11 protein-coding genes are annotated in these 16,567 nt (G+C 76.8%); 9 read left to right on the top strand and 2 right to left on the bottom strand.

Annotated features, from left to right (window positions below; all coding sequences use genetic code 11):
• The 3 genes from ACIA79_RS27420 to ACIA79_RS27410 are packed head-to-tail and all read left to right on the top strand — an operon-like array spanning position 1 to position 6,413.
• Positions 1-3,165: an amino acid adenylation domain-containing protein gene (locus ACIA79_RS27420; RefSeq protein ID WP_399431025.1), complete on the top strand. Its 3,165-nt coding sequence runs from the start codon at positions 1-3 to the stop codon at positions 3,163-3,165.
• A gap of 3 nt (positions 3,166-3,168) precedes the next feature.
• A complete protein-coding gene (locus ACIA79_RS27415) occupies positions 3,169-5,205 on the top strand; it encodes a beta-ketoacyl synthase N-terminal-like domain-containing protein (protein ID WP_399431024.1) in 2,037 nt (678 codons plus the stop codon).
• The gene (locus tag ACIA79_RS27410) at positions 5,202-6,413 is read left to right on the top strand and encodes a cytochrome P450 (RefSeq protein ID WP_399431023.1); all 1,212 of its coding nucleotides are present in this window, start codon (positions 5,202-5,204) and stop codon (positions 6,411-6,413) included. The genes ACIA79_RS27415 and ACIA79_RS27410 overlap by 4 nt, the downstream gene beginning before the upstream one ends.
• Here ACIA79_RS27410 and ACIA79_RS27405 read toward each other — a convergent pair.
• Positions 6,403-7,296 (bottom strand): DUF2867 domain-containing protein, encoded by an 894-nt coding sequence (locus ACIA79_RS27405; protein ID WP_399431022.1) that lies wholly within the window; start codon positions 7,294-7,296, stop codon positions 6,403-6,405. The genes ACIA79_RS27410 and ACIA79_RS27405 overlap by 11 nt on opposite strands.
• Before the next feature lie 52 nt (positions 7,297-7,348).
• Here ACIA79_RS27405 and ACIA79_RS27400 point away from each other — a divergent pair, with 52 nt between their 5' ends.
• Positions 7,349-7,921: a TetR/AcrR family transcriptional regulator gene (locus ACIA79_RS27400; RefSeq protein WP_399431021.1), complete on the top strand. Its 573-nt coding sequence runs from the start codon at positions 7,349-7,351 to the stop codon at positions 7,919-7,921.
• Between the two features lie 263 nt (positions 7,922-8,184).
• Here the strand turns inward: ACIA79_RS27400 and ACIA79_RS27395 are convergent, their stop codons facing one another.
• Positions 8,185-9,255: a Ku protein gene (locus ACIA79_RS27395; RefSeq protein ID WP_399431020.1), complete on the bottom strand. Its 1,071-nt coding sequence runs from the start codon at positions 9,253-9,255 to the stop codon at positions 8,185-8,187.
• Positions 9,256-9,296: 41 nt separating this feature from the next.
• Between ACIA79_RS27395 and ligD the strand changes: the two genes are divergently transcribed.
• The 5 genes from ligD (at position 9,297) to ACIA79_RS27370 (ending at position 16,461) form a co-directional block, all read left to right on the top strand.
• The gene (gene ligD / locus ACIA79_RS27390) at positions 9,297-10,181 is read left to right on the top strand and encodes a non-homologous end-joining DNA ligase (protein WP_399431019.1); all 885 of its coding nucleotides are present in this window, start codon (positions 9,297-9,299) and stop codon (positions 10,179-10,181) included.
• Positions 10,178-11,074, top strand: a complete 897-nt coding sequence (locus ACIA79_RS27385) for an ATP-dependent DNA ligase (RefSeq protein WP_399431018.1) — start codon at positions 10,178-10,180, stop codon at positions 11,072-11,074. The genes ligD and ACIA79_RS27385 overlap by 4 nt, the downstream gene beginning before the upstream one ends.
• Positions 11,075-12,007: 933 nt before the next feature.
• Positions 12,008-14,209 carry a HEAT repeat domain-containing protein gene (locus ACIA79_RS27380; protein WP_399431017.1) on the top strand — a complete coding sequence of 734 codons (2,202 nt, stop codon included), beginning with the start codon at positions 12,008-12,010 and terminating at the stop codon, positions 14,207-14,209.
• Between the two features lie 174 nt (positions 14,210-14,383).
• The gene (locus ACIA79_RS27375) at positions 14,384-15,175 is read left to right on the top strand and encodes a hypothetical protein (protein WP_399431084.1); all 792 of its coding nucleotides are present in this window, start codon (positions 14,384-14,386) and stop codon (positions 15,173-15,175) included.
• The gene (locus tag ACIA79_RS27370) at positions 15,172-16,461 is read left to right on the top strand and encodes an ATP-binding protein (RefSeq protein ID WP_399431016.1); all 1,290 of its coding nucleotides are present in this window, start codon (positions 15,172-15,174) and stop codon (positions 16,459-16,461) included. Before ACIA79_RS27375 ends, ACIA79_RS27370 begins: the two co-directional genes overlap by 4 nt.
• Positions 16,462-16,567 lie beyond the last annotated feature (106 nt).

The raw sequence follows: 16,567 nt of genomic DNA, 5'->3' as shown, positions 1-16,567 counted from the left end.
ATGGCCGACACCGAGGAGTACGAGTTCCCGGTCTCCGACGCGCAGAGCAGGCTGCTCGTGCTGGACCAGCTGGACCCGGGTTCCCCGCAGTACCACGTGCCCGCGGCGTTCGCGGTGCGCGGGCCGTTCGACCCGGTGGCGTTCCGCCGCGCGCTGGACGCCCTGGTGGCCCGGCACGAGTCGCTGCGCACCGTGTTCCGGACGCCGTCCGGCGGGGCGCCGGTCCAGATCGTCGCGGCGGCCGGGCGTGCGGCGCTGCGGGTGGAGCGGGACGTCCCGGCGGGCGAGGTCGACGCGCGGATGCGGGCGGAGGCGGCCCGGCCGTTCGACACGGCGGCCGGTCCGCTGCTGCGCGCCGCCGTGTACGCGGTGGACGACGCCTCGCACCGGGTGCTGCTGGTGGCGCACCACCTGGTGTGCGACGGCTGGTCGCTCCAGGTGATCCTGCGGGAGGTGTCGGCGGCGTACGAGGCGGCGCTGAAGGACCTGCCCCACCAGCTGCCCGAACTGCCGCTGCAGTTCCCCGACTACGCCGCCTGGCAGCGCGAGCGGATGGCGGCCGGCGCGTACGACGGGGCCGTCGCGCACTGGGCGGGGCAGCTGCGCGGCGCGCCCGGCACGGTGGCGCTGCCGCTGGACCGGCCGCGGCCCGCGGTGCGGTCGGCGGCGGGCGGGAGCGTGCGGTTCCGGATCGGTGCGGCGGTGCGGAAGCGGCTCGCGGACGTGGCGCGGGCGCACGGGGCGACCCCGTTCATGGGGCTGTTCGCCGTGTACGCCGCGTTCCTGGGGCGGCTGACGGGCCGCGAGGACCTGGTGATCGGCTTCCCGGTGTCGGGGCGCGACCGGCCCGAGCTCCAGGAGGTGGTCGGCATGCTGACCAACACCCTGGCGCTGCGGGTGGACCTGGGCGGCGACCCCTCGTACGGCGAGCTGGTGGCCCGGCTGCGCGCGCGGCTGCTGGCGTCCGGGCCCCACCAGGACGCGCCGTTCGAGGCGGTGGTGGACGCGGTGGCACCGGCCCGCGAGACGAGCCACGACCCGGTGGTGCAGGTGGTGTTCGCCTACGACGACGACACCGAGCTGTCGCTCCAGCTCGCCGGCGCACGGGTGACGCGCGTCGAACTGGACCTGCCCACCGCCAAGTTCGACCTGCACCTCCACGTGGAGCGCGCGGGCGGGGAGCTGGCGGCGCAGTTCATCCACCGCACCGAGCTGTTCGACACCGCGACGGTCCGCGACTGGGTGCGCGGCTTCGAGACGCTGCTGGCCGACGCGCTGGCCCGGCCGGACGAGCCGCTGTCCCGGCTCGACGCCGTCCCGGCGGACGAGCGGGCGCGCGTGCTCGCGGCGGCCGACCGCACGGCCGAGGCCGCGCCGGTGGGCCGTCTCGTGCCGGACCTGGTCGCCGACCGCGCGGCCGAGCGGCCGGACGCCACGGCCCTGGTCTGCGGCGAGGAGCGCCTCACCTACCGGGAGCTGCTGGCCCGCGCCGACGCGCTGGCGGACCGGCTCCGCGCGGCGGGCGCCCGGCCGGGGGTCCGGGTGGGCCTGCTGCTGCCGCGCTGCGCGGACATGGCGGTCGCGGCACTCGCGGTCCTGCGGGCGGGAGCCGCGTACGTGCCGCTGGACCCGGCCCACCCGGACGCCCGGCTGCGGTACATGGCGGACCACTCGGGCGCGGCACTGCTACTGGTCACCGCGGCGACGGCGGGCCGCGACCTGGGGGTGGCGGCCCTGCGGGTGGACGGGCCCGCGGACGGGGCGGCCGTCCCGGGGCCGGCCGTGGCTCCGGACGCCCGCGACCTGGCCTACGTGCTGTACACCTCCGGGTCGACCGGGGTGCCCAAGGGCGTGGCCGTGGAGCACCGGGCGCTGCTGAACCTGGCCGTCGCCGTGCGGCCGCGGTTCCCGGTGACGGCCGGCGACAAGGTGCTCCAATTCGTGTCGTTCGGGTTCGACGTGGCCGTGTCGGACCTGTTCTTCGCGTGGGTCGCGGGGGCGGAGCTGCACATCGCGCAGGAGGACGAGCGGCTCGGGGAGGCGCTGTTCGCGCGACTGCGGGACAGCGGCATCACCTACGTGTTCCTGCCGCCGTCCGCCGCGATGATGCTGCCCGACGGCGCGGGCGGGGCGCTGCCCCGGCTGCGGACCCTGGCGGTCGGCGGCGAGGCGTGCCCCGCCGGGCTGGTCGCGCGGCTGGCCGCGCCGGGGCGGCGGATCGTGAACGCCTACGGGCCGAGCGAGGCGACCGTGTACGCCACGACCGCCGACCTGCGCCCCGGCGAGCCGGTGGTCATCGGGCACGCCGTGCCCGGCGCCCGCACCTATGTGCTGGACGCGCGGCTGCGGCCGGTGCCGACGGGCGTGACCGGGGAGGTCTACGTCGCCGGGGCGTCCCTGGCGCGCGGGTACATCGGGCAGCCCGGCCTGACCGCCGAGCGGTTCGTCGCCGACCCGTACGGCCCGCCGGGCACCCGGATGTACCGCACCGGGGACCTGGGGCGGATCGACGCCCGCGGGGTGCTGCACTACCTGGGCCGCAGCGACACGCAGGTCAAGCTGCGCGGCTTCCGCATCGAGCTCGGCGAGGTGGAGGCGGTGCTGGCGGGCGTCCCCGGCGTCTCGACGGCGGCCGCGGCGGTGCGCGGCGGGCGGCTGGTGGCGTACGTCGTCGGCGGCGCGCCGGACGGGGTGCTGCGCGCCCGGCTCGCGGAGCGCCTGCCGGGCTACATGGTGCCGGAGGTGTTCGTCCGCCTGGACGCGCTGCCGCTCAACCGCTCCGGCAAGGTCGACCGGGCCGCCCTGCCCGAACCCCCGGCGGCGCGGCCCGCGGCGGCGGACGCGTACACCGCGCCGGACGGTGACACCGAGCGGCTGGTCGCGCGGGCGTGGGCCGGGGCGCTGGACCTGGACCGGGTCGGCGTGCACGACAACTTCTTCGAGCTGGGCGGCAATTCGGTGCGTCTGCTGGCGGTGCTGGCGGCGCTGCGCACCCGGTACGACGAGGAGGCGCTGGGCCTCGTCGACCTCTTCCGGCACCCGACGGTCGCCGCGCTCGCCGCGCACCTGGACGGTGCGGCGCACCGGGCCCCGGACCGCGGGTCCCCGCGGCGGGACCGGGCCGCCACCGCACGAAGGCTCCGCAGCAACCGGAAAGGCGAATGAACGATGGACCAGGCTGACCAGGTGCCCGAGGGCGCGATAGCCGTCGTGGGGATGAGCGGCCGGTTCCCCGGCGCCCCCGGCCTCGCCGCGTACTGGGCGAACCTGCGCGACGGCGTCTGCTCCCTCGCGGACTTCGACGCACCGGCGCACGAGGTGGGCAGCAAGGGGCTCCTCGCGGACGCCGACCGCTTCGAGGCGGGGCTGTTCGGCTTCAACGCCACCGAGGCCGCGGCGCTCGACCCGCAGCACCGGCTGCTGCTGGAGACGGCGTGGGCGGCGCTGGAGGACGCCGGGTACGACCCGCTGCGCGCGCCCGCCCGCACGGGCGTGTACGTGGGCGGCTCGCCCACCGAGCACATGCTCGCCGCCGCCACCGACCGCGCGCTGGCGGCGCGGATCGGGGCGACGCAGGTGCGGATCCTCACCGACCGGGAGTTCCTCGCGCCGTGGATCTCGTACCGGCTGGGCCTGGACGGGCCGAGCATGAACGTCCAGACGGCGTGCTCGACGTCGCTGACCGCCGTGCACCTGGCGGCGCAGGCGCTGCTGCTGGGCGAGTGCGACACGGCGCTGGCGGGCGGTGTGTCCGTCGATTCCGTACGGCGCGCGGGTTACGTCCACGTCGAGGGCGGGATCTTCTCGCCGGACGGGCGGTGCCGGCCCTTCGACGAGAAGGCGGGGGGCACGGTCCCCGGCAGCGGCGTCGGTGTGGTCGTGCTGCGGCGCCTGGAGGACGCGCTGGCGGACGGCGACCCGGTGCGGGCGGTGGTGCGCGGGTCGGCGGTGACGAACGACGGCTCGGCGAAGGTCGGGTTCACGGCGCCGGGCGTGGACGGGCAGACGGCGGCGATCACGGACGCGTGGGCGGCGGCGGGCCTGGACCCGGCGCAGGCCCAGTACCTGGAGGCGCACGGGACCGGCACGGAGCTCGGCGACCGGATCGAACTGGCGGCGGCGGGGGCGGCGTTCGCGGACGCGCGCGGGCGGGGTGCCGGCATCGGGCTGGGCTCCGTCAAGTCGAACATCGGGCACCTGGACGCCGCGGCGGGCATCGCGGCGTTCGTCAAGACGGTGCTGATGCTGGAGCACGGCACGCTCGCGCCGACGGTGAACGTCACCGCCCCGCACCCGGCGCTCGCGTCGTCCCCCTTCCATCTGGTCACCCGGGCGGCTCCTTGGCCGCGCCCGGCGGACCGGCCGGGCCGCCTGGCGGGCGTGACCTCCGTCGGGATCGGCGGGACCAACGTGCACGTGGTGCTGGAGGAGGCGCCGCGGCTGCCGGCCGTCGCCGGGGACGGCGCCCCGGTGGTGCTGCCGCTGTCGGCCCGTACGGAGGAGCAGCTGCGGGCGCTGTGCGGTGCGCTGGCGGACGTGCTGCGGGCGCCGGACGCTCCGTCGCCGGCCGCGGTGGCGCACACCCTGTGGACCGGGCGCACTCCGCTGCCCGTGCGCACCTACGTGGTGGCCGCCGGGGCGGCGGAGGCGGCGGAGAAGCTGGCCGCCGGGGTGCGGGACCCGCATCCGCTGGGCGAGGCGTGGCTGGCGGGCGAGGAGGCCGTCCCTCCGCCCGCGCCGCGCGGGGTGCGCCGGGTGAACCTGCCGGGGTACCCCTTCGCGGGCGAGCGCCACGGGGCCCTGTCCCTCGTACCGGAGGCGGCGCCGGCCGCCGCGCCCGCATCGGGAACCGCCCGGGAAGCCGGTCCGGAGGCCGGTCCGCAGGGCGGTGCGGAAGCCGGTACGGAGGCGGGCGTCGCGGCGGGTGTGGCGGCGGTGCTGCGGGAGGCGCTCGGACTGGACGCGGCCGACGGGGCCGGCGGCGGCCTGGACCGGACGTACTTCGAGGCGGGCGGCGATTCGCTCACCGCGGTGCACCTGGTGGGGCGGATGCGCGACGAGTTCGGCGTCGACGTCCCCATCGACCTCTTCCTGGAGCAGCTCACGCTCGGCGCGATGGTGGAGCGGATCGTGGCGCTGCGGGCCGGGGACGGCGAACTGGGCGCGCTGCTCGACGCGTTCGAGGCCGAGGAGTCGGGGGCGTGAGCGGCACCGCGGTGGACCTGCTCGATCCCCAGGTGCACGCCGGTCGGGACCTGCGCGCGGTGTGGCGCGAGCTGCGCCGCCGCGAACCGGTGCGGTGGCAGCCGGTGGACCCGGCGCTCGGCGCGGCCGTCCCGGGTTTCTGGGTGGTGACGCGCCACGCGGACGTCCAGCGGGCGCTGCGCGACCCGGGGACCTTCTCGTCCGGGGGCGGGAACATGCTGGCCACCCTGCTCCAGGGGTACGACCGGGGCGCCGGGACGATGCTCGTCGTGACCGACGGGCCGCGCCACGGGGCGCTGCGGCGGCTGCTGTCCGGCGGGTTCGGGCCGCGGCAGCTGGGCCCGGTGACCGAGTCGATCGCCCGCTCCACGCGGGCGCTGCTCGGCGGGATCGTGGCACGGGGCGGCGGGGACTTCGTGACGGAGGTGGCGGCGCAGGTGCCGCTGCGGGCGATCTGCGAGCTGCTGGGCGTGCCGGAGCCCGACCGGGCGCGGGTGCTGGAGCTGACGAACGCCGCGATGCTCGGCGAGCAGGACGAGGCGGCCTCGCTGGAGGTGCGGATCGCGCGCAGCGAGATCATGCAGTACTACCTGCGGCTGGCGGCGGAGCGGCGGACGGCGCCCGGCAGCGACATCGTCAGCCTGCTGGTGGGCAGCACCGTGGACGGGCGGCCGCTCACCGAGGAGGAGGTGCTGTCCACCTGCTACAACCTCATCATCGGCGGTGACGAGACCGCGCGGCTGGCGCTGGCGGGCGGGCTGCTGGCGCTCGCCGAGCACCCCGGCCAGTGGCGGCGGCTGCGGGCCGACGCGTCGCTGGTCGGCCCGGCCGCCGAGGAGGTGCTGCGCTGGACGACGCCGGTCGCCCACGTGGGGCGTACGGCGACGGCGGACACGGAGCTGGGCGACGGGGTGCGGATCGCGGCGGGGGACGCGGTGACGCTGTGGTGCGCGTCGGCGAACTTCGACGAGGAGGCGTTCGCCGACCCGGACGTGTTCGACATCGGCCGCGACCCCAACCGCCATGTGACGTTCGGTTTCGGCCCGCACTTCTGCCTGGGGGCGCAGCTGGCGCGGGTGGAGATCCGCACGATGCTCGCCGAGCTGCGGGGCCGGGTGGCCTCCTTCGAGGTGACGGGCCCGGCGCCGCGGCTGGCCTCCACCTTCGTACGGGGTGTGAGCGCGCTGCCGGTGTCGTTCAGGGCGTGACGCGCGGCCGGTGCCGCTCCCCGGCGGACGGTGCGGCGAGCGCGAGCCGCCGGTGGTGGCGGCGCAGCGCGGTGCGGGCGGCGTACGGGTGGAGGTGGCGGACGACCCCGAAGTAGAGCCGGCCGAGGGCGGTGCGGGTCCTGACCACCGTGGTGAGGGTGACGTCGTCGTCGCCGACGAGCACGGAGGCGCGGAAGTCCAGGTGCCGCGCGTCCTTCCCGAGGAGCAGCTCACGGCCCTCGGCCCCCCGGACGGGGAAGGGCAGCACGCCGCGCCAGGCGCCGGGGTCGCGGTCCATGCCGCGTTCGAGCGGCAGGCGCCACGCGTCGGAGAAGTCGGTCCGGTCGAAGGCGCCGCGGGCCAGGCGGGCCTCCCGCGGGACGGCGGCGGCGACGGGGCGGCCGTACGCCAGCCGGTGCAGCGCACGGACCCACGGCGACCAGCGGGTGGCGGGCCGGGCGAGGCGGCCGGTGGCGGCGCGCTCCGCGTTGTCGAGGACCTCTTCGACGACGACGTCGTGCATCGGGCGGACGGCCAGCGTCCAGGACAAGGTTCCGGCCATTCCCGGTCGCATCTCCAGCGTGTGGACGAGGCGGCACCGCGCGCCCCCGTCGACGGGCTCCACGTCGAAACGGTGGTGGCCGTTCATACCGGGGGAGTCGAACCGGATGCTGCGGCCGGGCTCGTAGGCGGAGACGTGGTAGCGGGCCGAGCCGTGGCCGCCGTCGGCGCCCACCCCGAGGGGCCGGTCGAAGCGCATGGCCTCCCAGGCGGGCGTGGGGAAGAGCGGGTCGTCCTCGCCGGCGAGCCGGTCGAGCAGGGCGCCGACCGCCGCGGGCGGGGCGTCGATGATCCGCTGGTGGACGTTCCGTATCGTGCGCATGCGCACACCTCCATACGGGAGCGTATGTTTGACCGTACGGTACCGTATGGTCATGCCCGCCCAGCACCCCGCCCCCCGCAGGAGACTGACCGCCCGCGACTGGGCCGACGCGGCGCTCGCGGCCATCGGCGACGGCGGGCTCGCGGCCGTCGCGGTGGAGCCGCTCGCCGCCCGCCTCGGCACCACGAAAGGCAGCTTCTACTGGCACTTCGCCAACCGCGAGGCGCTCGTCGAGGCGGCGCTGGAGCGGTGGGAGGAGACGGGCACGGAGGCGGTCATCGCCGCGCTGGAGAGCGAGCCGGACCCGGGGGCGCGGCTGCGCACGCTGTTCCGCAGGGCGACGGCCTCGGCGGCGGAGGACCCTTTGGAGGTGTCCCTGCTGGCCACCGCCGACCACCCGCGGGTCGCGGCCGTCCTCCAGCGGGTGACCGAGCGCCGGGTGGCGTACGTGGCCCGCCTCTTCGAGCAGCTCGGCTTCCCCCCGGAGGAGGCCGCCCGCCGCGGACTGCTGGCGTACACGTCGTACCTGGGCCACACCCAGCTCACCCACGCCGTCCCGGCGGCGCTCCCGCAGGACCCCGACTACCTCGACGCGGTCCTGGACACCCTGCTGCGCAGACCCTGACGGGACGGCCGACACCGCACCGCCGGCGACCGGCGGGCCGCGTTTGGCGTCGGTGGCGCCGGGCGCACCCGCCGGCGACCGGCCCTCGCGGAGCCGCACGCACACCCCGGCACCCCGGCCCGCGTGAACCCGGCACGCCACCGAGCCGCCACCGCCGGCGACCGACCCCCGCCCTCCACCGGCGGGCGCGCGGACCGGCCCGCCGGGGCGGCCGGCGGAGGGGGCCCGGGCGCTCCGGCGGGGCGGTCGGGGCACCGCGCGCGTCAGGCGGAGCGCTTGCGCGGGGCGGCCTTCTTGGTGGCGGCCTTCTTCGCGGTGGTCTTCTTGGCGGCGGACTTCTCCGCCGCCTTCCCCGTCGCCTTCGACGTGGACTTGCGCGACGCGGACGCCGTCTTCTTGGCGGCCGTCCCGGCCGTGGACTTCTTCCCTCCGGTCTCCTTGGGCGCGGCCGGCGCCCGCGGCGCCTTCTTGCGCGGCGACAGCGCCGTCACGGAGCCCGGCGACTCCGCGGCCTCCCCGGCCTCCCCCGGCTTCCCCGCCCTCCCCGCCTCCTCGCCGCGGGCCTCCCGGGCGGCGCGGACGCTGCTCTCGAGCGCGGCCATCAGGTCGATGACCTGGCCGCCCCGCTCCTTCTTCGGCTCGGCCGGGACCTCCAGGGCCCCCTCCGCCTTCGCGGCGATGAGCTCCTCCACCGCCGTGCGGTAGTCGTCGTGGAGCTCCTCGATGTCGACCTCGCCGAGCGTGTCCATCAGGGCGTCGGCCAGGTCCAGTTCGGCGTCCCGGACGGTGACCGAGGTCTCCGGCGCGACGCCCTCGGGCCGGCGGATCTCGTCCGGCCACAGCAGGCCGTGCATGGCGATCACGTCGTCCACCACCCGCAGCATGCCGAGCCGCTCCCGCCCCCGCAGGGCGAACTTGGCGATCGCGACCCGCTCGCTGCGCTTGAGCGCCTCGCGCAGCAGGGTGTACGGCTTGGCCGCCGGCACCCCGTTCGCCGCCAGGTAGTACGCCGCGTCCATCTGCAGCGGGTCGATCTGCGACGCGGGCACGAAGGCGACGATCTCGATCGTCTTGGCCGTCGGCAGCGGCAGCTGGGCCAGGTCCTCGTCGGTGATCGGGATCATCGTCCCGTCGGCTTCCTCGTACGCCTTGCCGATCTCCGCTCCCGGGACCTCCTCGCCGTCCAGCTCGCAGACCTTGCGGTAGCGGATGCGGCCGCCGTCCTCGGTGTGGATCTGCCGGAAGGAGACGGATCTGTTCTCGGTGGCGTTCACCAGCTTGATGGGGATGCTGACCAGGCCAAAAGAAATCGCGCCATTCCAGATGGACCGCACGGCTCGTCCCTTTCATGCCGGTTTCGTGGGATTCTCATCGTATGACGCCGATCACGGAGGTGGAGGGGCGACGACTGGCGCTCAGCAACCTGGAGAAGGTCATCCACCCCGCCACCGGCACCACGAAGGGCGAGATCCTCCACTACTACGCGACCGCCGCCGCCCATCTGCTCCCCCACCTCAGGGGCCGCCCGCTGTCCTTCCTGCGCTACCCGGACGGGCCCGACGGCCAGCTGTTCTTCACCAAGAACCCGCCGCCCGGCACCCCCTCCTGGGTGCGGACGGTCCCCGTCCCCCGGACGGAGGACAAGGGCACCCGCCAGGTGGTCGTCGAGGATCTCGCCTCCCTGATGTGGGCGGCCAACCTGGTGGTCGAGTTCCACACCCCGCAGTGGCGGGCCGACGCCCCCGCCGAGGCGGACCGCCTGGTCCTCGACCTGGACCCGGGCGCGCCGGCGACCGTCGTCGAGTGCTGCCACGTCGCCGTCTGGCTGCGCGAGCGGCTCGCCGCCGACGGGCTGGAGGCGTACGCCAAGACCTCCGGCTCCAAGGGCCTGCACCTGTACGTGCCGCTGGAACGGGTGCCCTCCGAGCGGGTGCAGGCGTACGCCAGACAGCTCGCCGTCGAGGCCGAGGCGGACCTGCCCGCGCTGGTCGTGCACCGGATGACGAAATCGCTGCGCCCCGGCAAGGTCTTCGTCGACCACAGCCAGAACAACGCCGCCAAGACGACGGCCGCCCCCTACACCCTGCGGGCGCGCCGTGAACCCGTCGCCTCCACCCCGGTCACCTGGGAGGAGGTCGGGGCGTGCGGCTCCCCCGCCCAGCTCGCCTTCCGCATCGGGGACCTCCCCGCGCGCCTCCAGCGGTACGGGGACCTGCTCGCGCCCCTCCTGGACCCGGACCGGGCGGGCGTCCTGCCATGAGCACCGCGCCGAGGCCGCCGGTCAGGGTGGCGCTCGCCGAGACGGTGGGCACCCTGCCGCGCGAACACGGACTGGCGTACGAACCGAAGTTCGACGGGCACCGGATGGTGGTCTTCCGGGAGGGCGACGGTGTGGTGCTCCAGGCCCGCTCGGGGCGGATCGTCACCGCCGCCTTCCCCGACCTGGCCGATGCGGCCCGACGGCTCCCGGAGGGCACGGTCCTCGACGGGGAGGTGGTGGTCTGGCGCGAGGGCCGGATCGACTTCGCCGCCGTCCAGGGCAGGGCGTCCGCGACCCCGGGGCGGGCGCCCGCCCTCGCCCGCCGGCTGCCCGCGTCGTACGCGGCCTTCGACCTGCTGGGCGCGGACGGCGCCGACCTGCGGCCGCTGCGCTACGACCGGCGGCGCGAGCGGCTGGTGGACCTGCTCGCCGGACTGGGCCCGCCCCTCCAGGCCGTGCCCATGACGACGGATCCGGAGCTGGCGGCCACCTGGTACGCGACGCTGCCCGCGATCGGCGTGGAGGGACTGGTGATCAAGCGGCTCGACCAGCCCTACCGGGCCGGCGGGCGCGCATGGCGCAAGTACCGGCACACCGACACCAAGGACGCCGTCGTCGTCGGCTTCACCGGCGCGCAGGAGCGGCCGGCCGCACTGGTCCTCGTCCTGCCGGACGACGACGTCCCGCTGGTCTCCAGCCCGCTGCCGCCCGCGCTGCGCGCCCGCGTCGGCTCGGTGCTGCGGGAGCTGCCGCCCGGCGAGCCGGGCACCGCCCAGGCGGTCGGGATCGGCGACGTCGCGTACCGCTCCGTGCCGCCGGAACTGACGGCCGAGGTCGCCACGGGCACGACGCGGCACGCGGTGACGACCGTGCTGCGGCTCAAGACTCCCTGAGGCCGGGCCCGGACGGCGCCACCACAAGGCCCCGCCCACCGGACCCGCACCCACCGGACCCCCACCCATCGGACCGTCGCGCACCGCGCCGCCACCTGCGGGGCTTCAGTACACCCGCGGGCCGGGCGAGCGGCGGTATCTCGCCGCCTTGGGCACCGGCCCGCCCCACCGGTCCGCCGGGAGCGTTCCCACCGCCGTGGCCTGGGGGTGTGCCACCCGTTCGGCGTCGCGGCCCGGTCATCGCGGGCGCGGGCGGGGCGATCCGCGGCCGGCGGCGGCCACCGGGTCGCGGTTCCGCATACCGCGGCCGTGCACGGCGAAGGCCCCCGGCGGGACGGCGTGCGGGACGCGCCGGCCGGCCGTCCCGCACCGGTGGCGCACGTCGCCGGCCGGAGGCCGTACGGCCCCCTCACCGGGGCGCGCACCGGGGCGGAACCGGTGCCCGCCGGCCCCGACGGGGGGCGGGGTGCGGGGCCTGTCCGGGACACCCGTACGCGGGGTCACCCTCAAGGCCGCGGGGGCATCGGCGCAGGTAGGCGGGGGTGGGAAGGGGCGGCGGGCGGTGACGGCGCGGGGCGCGGAGGGTGCCGGGACGCCCGGGAGCTCCGTCCCGGCACCCCGCGCTCCGCGGGCCGGTCCGGGCCGGCCCGGCCGCCGTCCCGGGCGTCCCGGGCGGCCGGGACGCCCGTCCGGGAGGCGGGTGCCGGGCCGTCCGCGGCCGTTCCGGCGGACCGGCGCGGCCCGCGGTCCGACCGCCCGCGGCACCCCCGTACCCGGGGAGCGGGCGCGCTCCGGCAGGACGGGGCGGGGGGCGCGCAGCGCGCCGGACCCGCGGCGGAAGGGGCGCGCTGCGTGTCCGATTGGCGGGTCATGGTGCGCGGCGGTGTGGTGCACTATTGCCCCCAAGTGCAGTGTTGACGGGGAGGGATGGGCATGTTCAGGGGGATCGACGAGGTCGACTGGGCCTCGCTGGGTCATGCCTATGGTCCGGCCGACGATGTGCCCGCACTGCTGCGCGGGCTCGCCTCCGGCAACCCGATGGAGCGCGAGATGGCGCTCGACGGGATGTACGGGGCGGTCCACCACCAGGGGGATGTGTACGACTCGACGCTGGCCTGCATCCCGTTCCTGCTGGAGCTGGTGGCGTCCCCGGACGTCCAGGACCGCGGCTGCATCATCGAGTTGCTGACCAGCATCGGCGGCATCGATCTGGCGGGCGACGACGAGCTGGACCAACTGGACCCTGAGGGCGAGGAGTTCGAGGACGCGGCGAACTACGCGATGGCGGCCGCGGCCGTCGCCGCCGGGTCGGACGTCTTCCTCGGGCTGCTCGACGACGAGGACCGGGAGGTGCGGCTGGCGGCGCCGGGCGCGCTGGCCTCGCTGCACGGCGACCCCGCGCGCGTCCTGGTGCTGCTGCGGGAGCGGCTGACGGTCGAGACGGACACGGAGGTGCGCCTCGCGCTGGTCGAGGCGGTGGGCCGGATCGCCCTGCGGTACGAGACGCTGCGCGACGAGACCGCCGAGTGGCTGGGCTGGCTGATGGGAGCCGCCCAGGACCCGGCGCTGCGGCTGGCGTCCCTGGCGCAGCTGGCCCGGTGCGCGCCCGCGCGGCTGCCCGCGGACGTGGTGGCGCGGGTGACCGGTCTGCTGGCGGAGCTGCGGCGGGCGCCGCTCGCGCGGCACGCGGCCCTGGGCGTCCCGGCCGGCCGGGACGCGGATGGCCCCGGCGGTGACGGGCTGGTCGGCGGTGACGGGCTGGAGCTGCGCGAGCCGCTGGAGGCGCTGGACGCCGCCGAACCGGCGGCCCGCCCGGTCGCGCCGACCCTGGTCGGCCAGGTGCGGGAGCTGCGCGAGGAGCAGCGGGCGGGCCGGGGCACGGCCTGGGCGGACGACCTGCTGCGCACCCTGCACAGCGCCCTGGACGACCGGGTGGCCGACCGGATCGCGCTCGTCACCGACCAGCTGCGCAGCCCCGACCGGGAACAGCGCGCGGACGCGGTGTGGATGTGCGGCGGTCTCGTGCAGACCTGGCGCGGTGCGTACGACGAGGTGGTGCGCCTCGTCGGGGCGCAGCTGGCGGACCCGGAGCCGCGGCTGCGCAACGCCGCCGCGGCCTGGCTGGAGGGCCTGTTCGAGCTGGCGCGGCCGGCCTGCGACGCGCTGGCGGCGCGGGTGGCGGCGGATCCGTCGCCCTGGGAGCCGGAGCGGGTGGGCGGCCCGGCGTGGCTGGGCAGCGCGCTGCTGGCACTCACCCGTGCGGGGGACCCGCGGGCCGTGCCGGCGCTGCTCGGGGCGCTGGAGGAGCCGGTGCTGAACGCGCATCTGATGTACGCGGTGCCGCACCTGGGCGACGCCGCCGGGCCGCTCGCGCCCGCGCTGCGGCGGCGGCTCGGCCGGCTGCCGCTGGACGAGGAGCTGAGCGAGCAGGCGGGTCCGCTGCTGCTGGCGCTGGCGCACGTGCGGGCGGTGGAGGCGCTGCCCGAGGTGCTGCGCGTGCTGCGCGGGGCGCCCGCCTTCCGGCGTGAGTGGGTCGTCGAGTCGGCGCTGCGCGCGGTCGCGGCGTTCGGCCCCGCGGCCCGCGAGGCCGTGCCGGACCTGCGGGCGCTGCTGGGCGACGGGTCGCCGGGGCTGGTGAGCATGGCGGCGCGGGCCCTGTGGGCGGTGGAGGGCGACGCCGTGGGCGTGCTGCCGCACCTGCGGTCCCTGCTGCGGGCCCCGGACGCCCATCACCGGCGGGAGGCGGCGTGGGCGGCGGGCGCGATCGGCGGCGCGGCCGGGGCGGCGGCCCCGGAGCTGCGTGCCTGTCTGTCCGCCCCCGATCTGTGGCTGCGGGTGGACGCGGCGGTGGCGCTGTGCCGGGTGACCGGGGACGTGGAGGAGGCGCTGCCGGTGCTCGGGGCGGCGTGGCGGGAGAACCGCTACACGCGGGTGGAGATCGCCGAGTGCTTCGCCGAGCTGGGGCCCGCCGCGGCGATGCCCGCCGCCCCGCTGCTGCGCGGCGAGCTGGCCCGGCAGCGGCGGCACAATGTGTCCGAGGGCAGTTCGGGCGACCATGACGTCCACCACGACGAGAAGCTGCTGGCCCTGTGCCGGCAGGGCCTGGGGGGTGTCTTGCCGATCAGCCCGGCGTGATCGGCGGGACACTCCCTCGGCCACCGGTAGGACCCCCGCGGGGCGGCAAAAGGGGCGTCCGTCCGCATAAGGTTTACGGAGCCCGCCCGGCCTCGGTGAACCGCCGGCCCCCGGGGACCCGCCGACCGCAGGAGCACCGTGAGCAGCCCGCACCGCCCCACCGCGTACGCGGCGCTGCTGCTGCCCGCGGCCGTGCTCGGTGCGGCGCTGGCGCTGTCGGGCTGCGACGACCCGGGCGCCCTGGAGAGCGCCGGGCCCACGCCCACCGCGATCGGCCCGGTCCGCCTCTGGCCCGACCTGCCGCCGGTGACCGCGCCGCCGATCGACTACGGCGAGAGCGACACCGAGCGCGTACCCGGCATCGAGCTGCCGGACGGCGACGTGCGGAAGGCCGATCCGGTGGCGGTCGTCCGGGCCGAGGTGGCCGCGCACCCCGACCGGTACAGCGGTGCGGACGGGCTCTACGCGCAGACGGCCCGGCAGATCGAGCAGTGCGCGAGCAGGCCGAAGGCGTGCCCGGTGCTCACGCCGTACTACCGGGACCTGACGGGTGACGGCAGGGACGAGCTGATCGTCGGGATCAGGATGCCCGAGCAGCAGCTGGGGCTGCGCGTCTACCTGCCGGAGAAGGGCGGGCTGACGCGGATCATGTCCACCGTGGAGCAGATCGTCAGCGTGCAGCTCGCCGGCCGGGACCTGGTGACCCGGGTGGTCTCGGCGGGCATCCCCGGGTACGAGTACCGCACGGCGTGGACGTGGGACGGCCAGCAGCGGGCGATGCTGCCGACGCGCGACGAGATCATCCGCGTGAAGCCGGTGCCGCCGCGCACCGACGCCCCCCGGTCTCCGGGCCCGGCGTCGCCGTCGCCGTCCTCCCGCGGCTCCTCTTCCGGGCCCTCCCCCGCGTCCGCGTCGCCCGTCCCGGACGGTGTGCCGCCGGACGGCGTGTCCCCGGACGCGCCGTGACCGCGCGTCCCGCCGGGGCCCGGCGCCGCCGGCCGCGCCTCCCCGCCTGGACCGCGACCCTGACCTGGAAGGCCGCGGTCTTCATCACGGTCATGTGCTGCGCCCTGGCCGCGCTGCTCGGCGCCCTGGTCCACGTCTCGGTGAGCCGCCAGACCGTCGACACCGCCCGGGAGAAGGCCCTCGACCGGCTGGAGGAGGTGACGGTCGCGTACGAGGCGGGCGAGCCGCTGCCGCCGTTCGCGGCCGTGGACCCGCCGGGTCTGCCGCCCGCCCTGCGGGACCTGGCCGCCGTGCGGGGGCAGCGCGGCACGGTGGTGGCCGACCTCGACGGCCGGCCCACGATGTGGGCGGCCGGTCCGGCCGACGGCCGGGCGCTGGCGGTGCGCGTGGACTACTCGCTGAGTGCGAGCACCATCAGCGGCCTGGACCAGGCGATCCTCGGCTCCTCGGTGCTGGCGATCGGCGCGACGCTGCTGGTCGGCTCGTTCGCGGTCACCCGGGTCACCCGGCGCCTTCACCTGACGGCGCAGGTGGCGCGGCGGATCAGCGCGGGCGACCTGGACGCGCGCGTCAACGACCCGCGCACGAAGGACCCGTCCCGCCCGGAGGACGAGGTCGCGACGGTCTCGGGGGCGCTGGACACCATGGCGTCCAGCCTCCAGCGCAAGCTGCAGAGCGAGCAGCGCTTCACGGCGGACGTGGCGCACGAGCTGCGCACCCCGCTGACCGGTCTGTCGGCGGCGGCCGAGCTGCTGCCGCCCGGCCGCCCGGCGGAGCTGGTGCGGGACCGGGTGCGGGCGATGCGCGCGCTGACCGAGGACCTGCTGGAGATCTCGCGGCTGGAGGCGCGTACCGAGGAGGTCGACCTGGACGTGCACACGCTCGGTCCGCTCGCCGGCCGGGTGGTGCGGGCGTCGGGCACGGACACGGAGGTGCGGGTCGTCCGCGACGCGCGGGTGGAGACGGACAAGCGCCGGCTGGAGCGGGTGCTGGGAAACCTCGTGGCCAACGCCCACCGGCACGGCCGCCCGCCGGTCGTGGTGTCCGTGGACGGCCCGGTCGTGACGGTACGGGACCACGGGCCCGGCTATCCGGAGTACCTGCTGGAGCACGGGCCGCAGCGCTTCCGCACCGAGAGCGGCAGCAAGGGCCACGGCCTCGGCCTGACGATCGCGGCGGGGCAGGCGGCCGTGATCGGCGCGGAACTGGTCTTCGCGAACGCGCCGGACGGCGGCGCCGAGGCCCGTCTGACGCTCCCGGAGTACATCGACTTCACGGAGTCCTGACGCGGGCGCGGGCGGCGCCCCCGGGGCAACCCCGCGGCACCCGTGCGGCACGGCCATGACATGAAATGTGACATAAGGGAAATTACGGTCACCTCTTGCTACGTTG

This window comes from Streptomyces sp. NPDC051310 (assembly GCF_044455245.1).
In the GTDB taxonomy this organism is placed as follows: domain Bacteria; phylum Actinomycetota; class Actinomycetes; order Streptomycetales; family Streptomycetaceae; genus Streptomyces.
The sequence above is the reverse complement of the archived record's forward strand: the minus strand, read 5'-3'. Positions and strand labels throughout refer to the sequence as shown.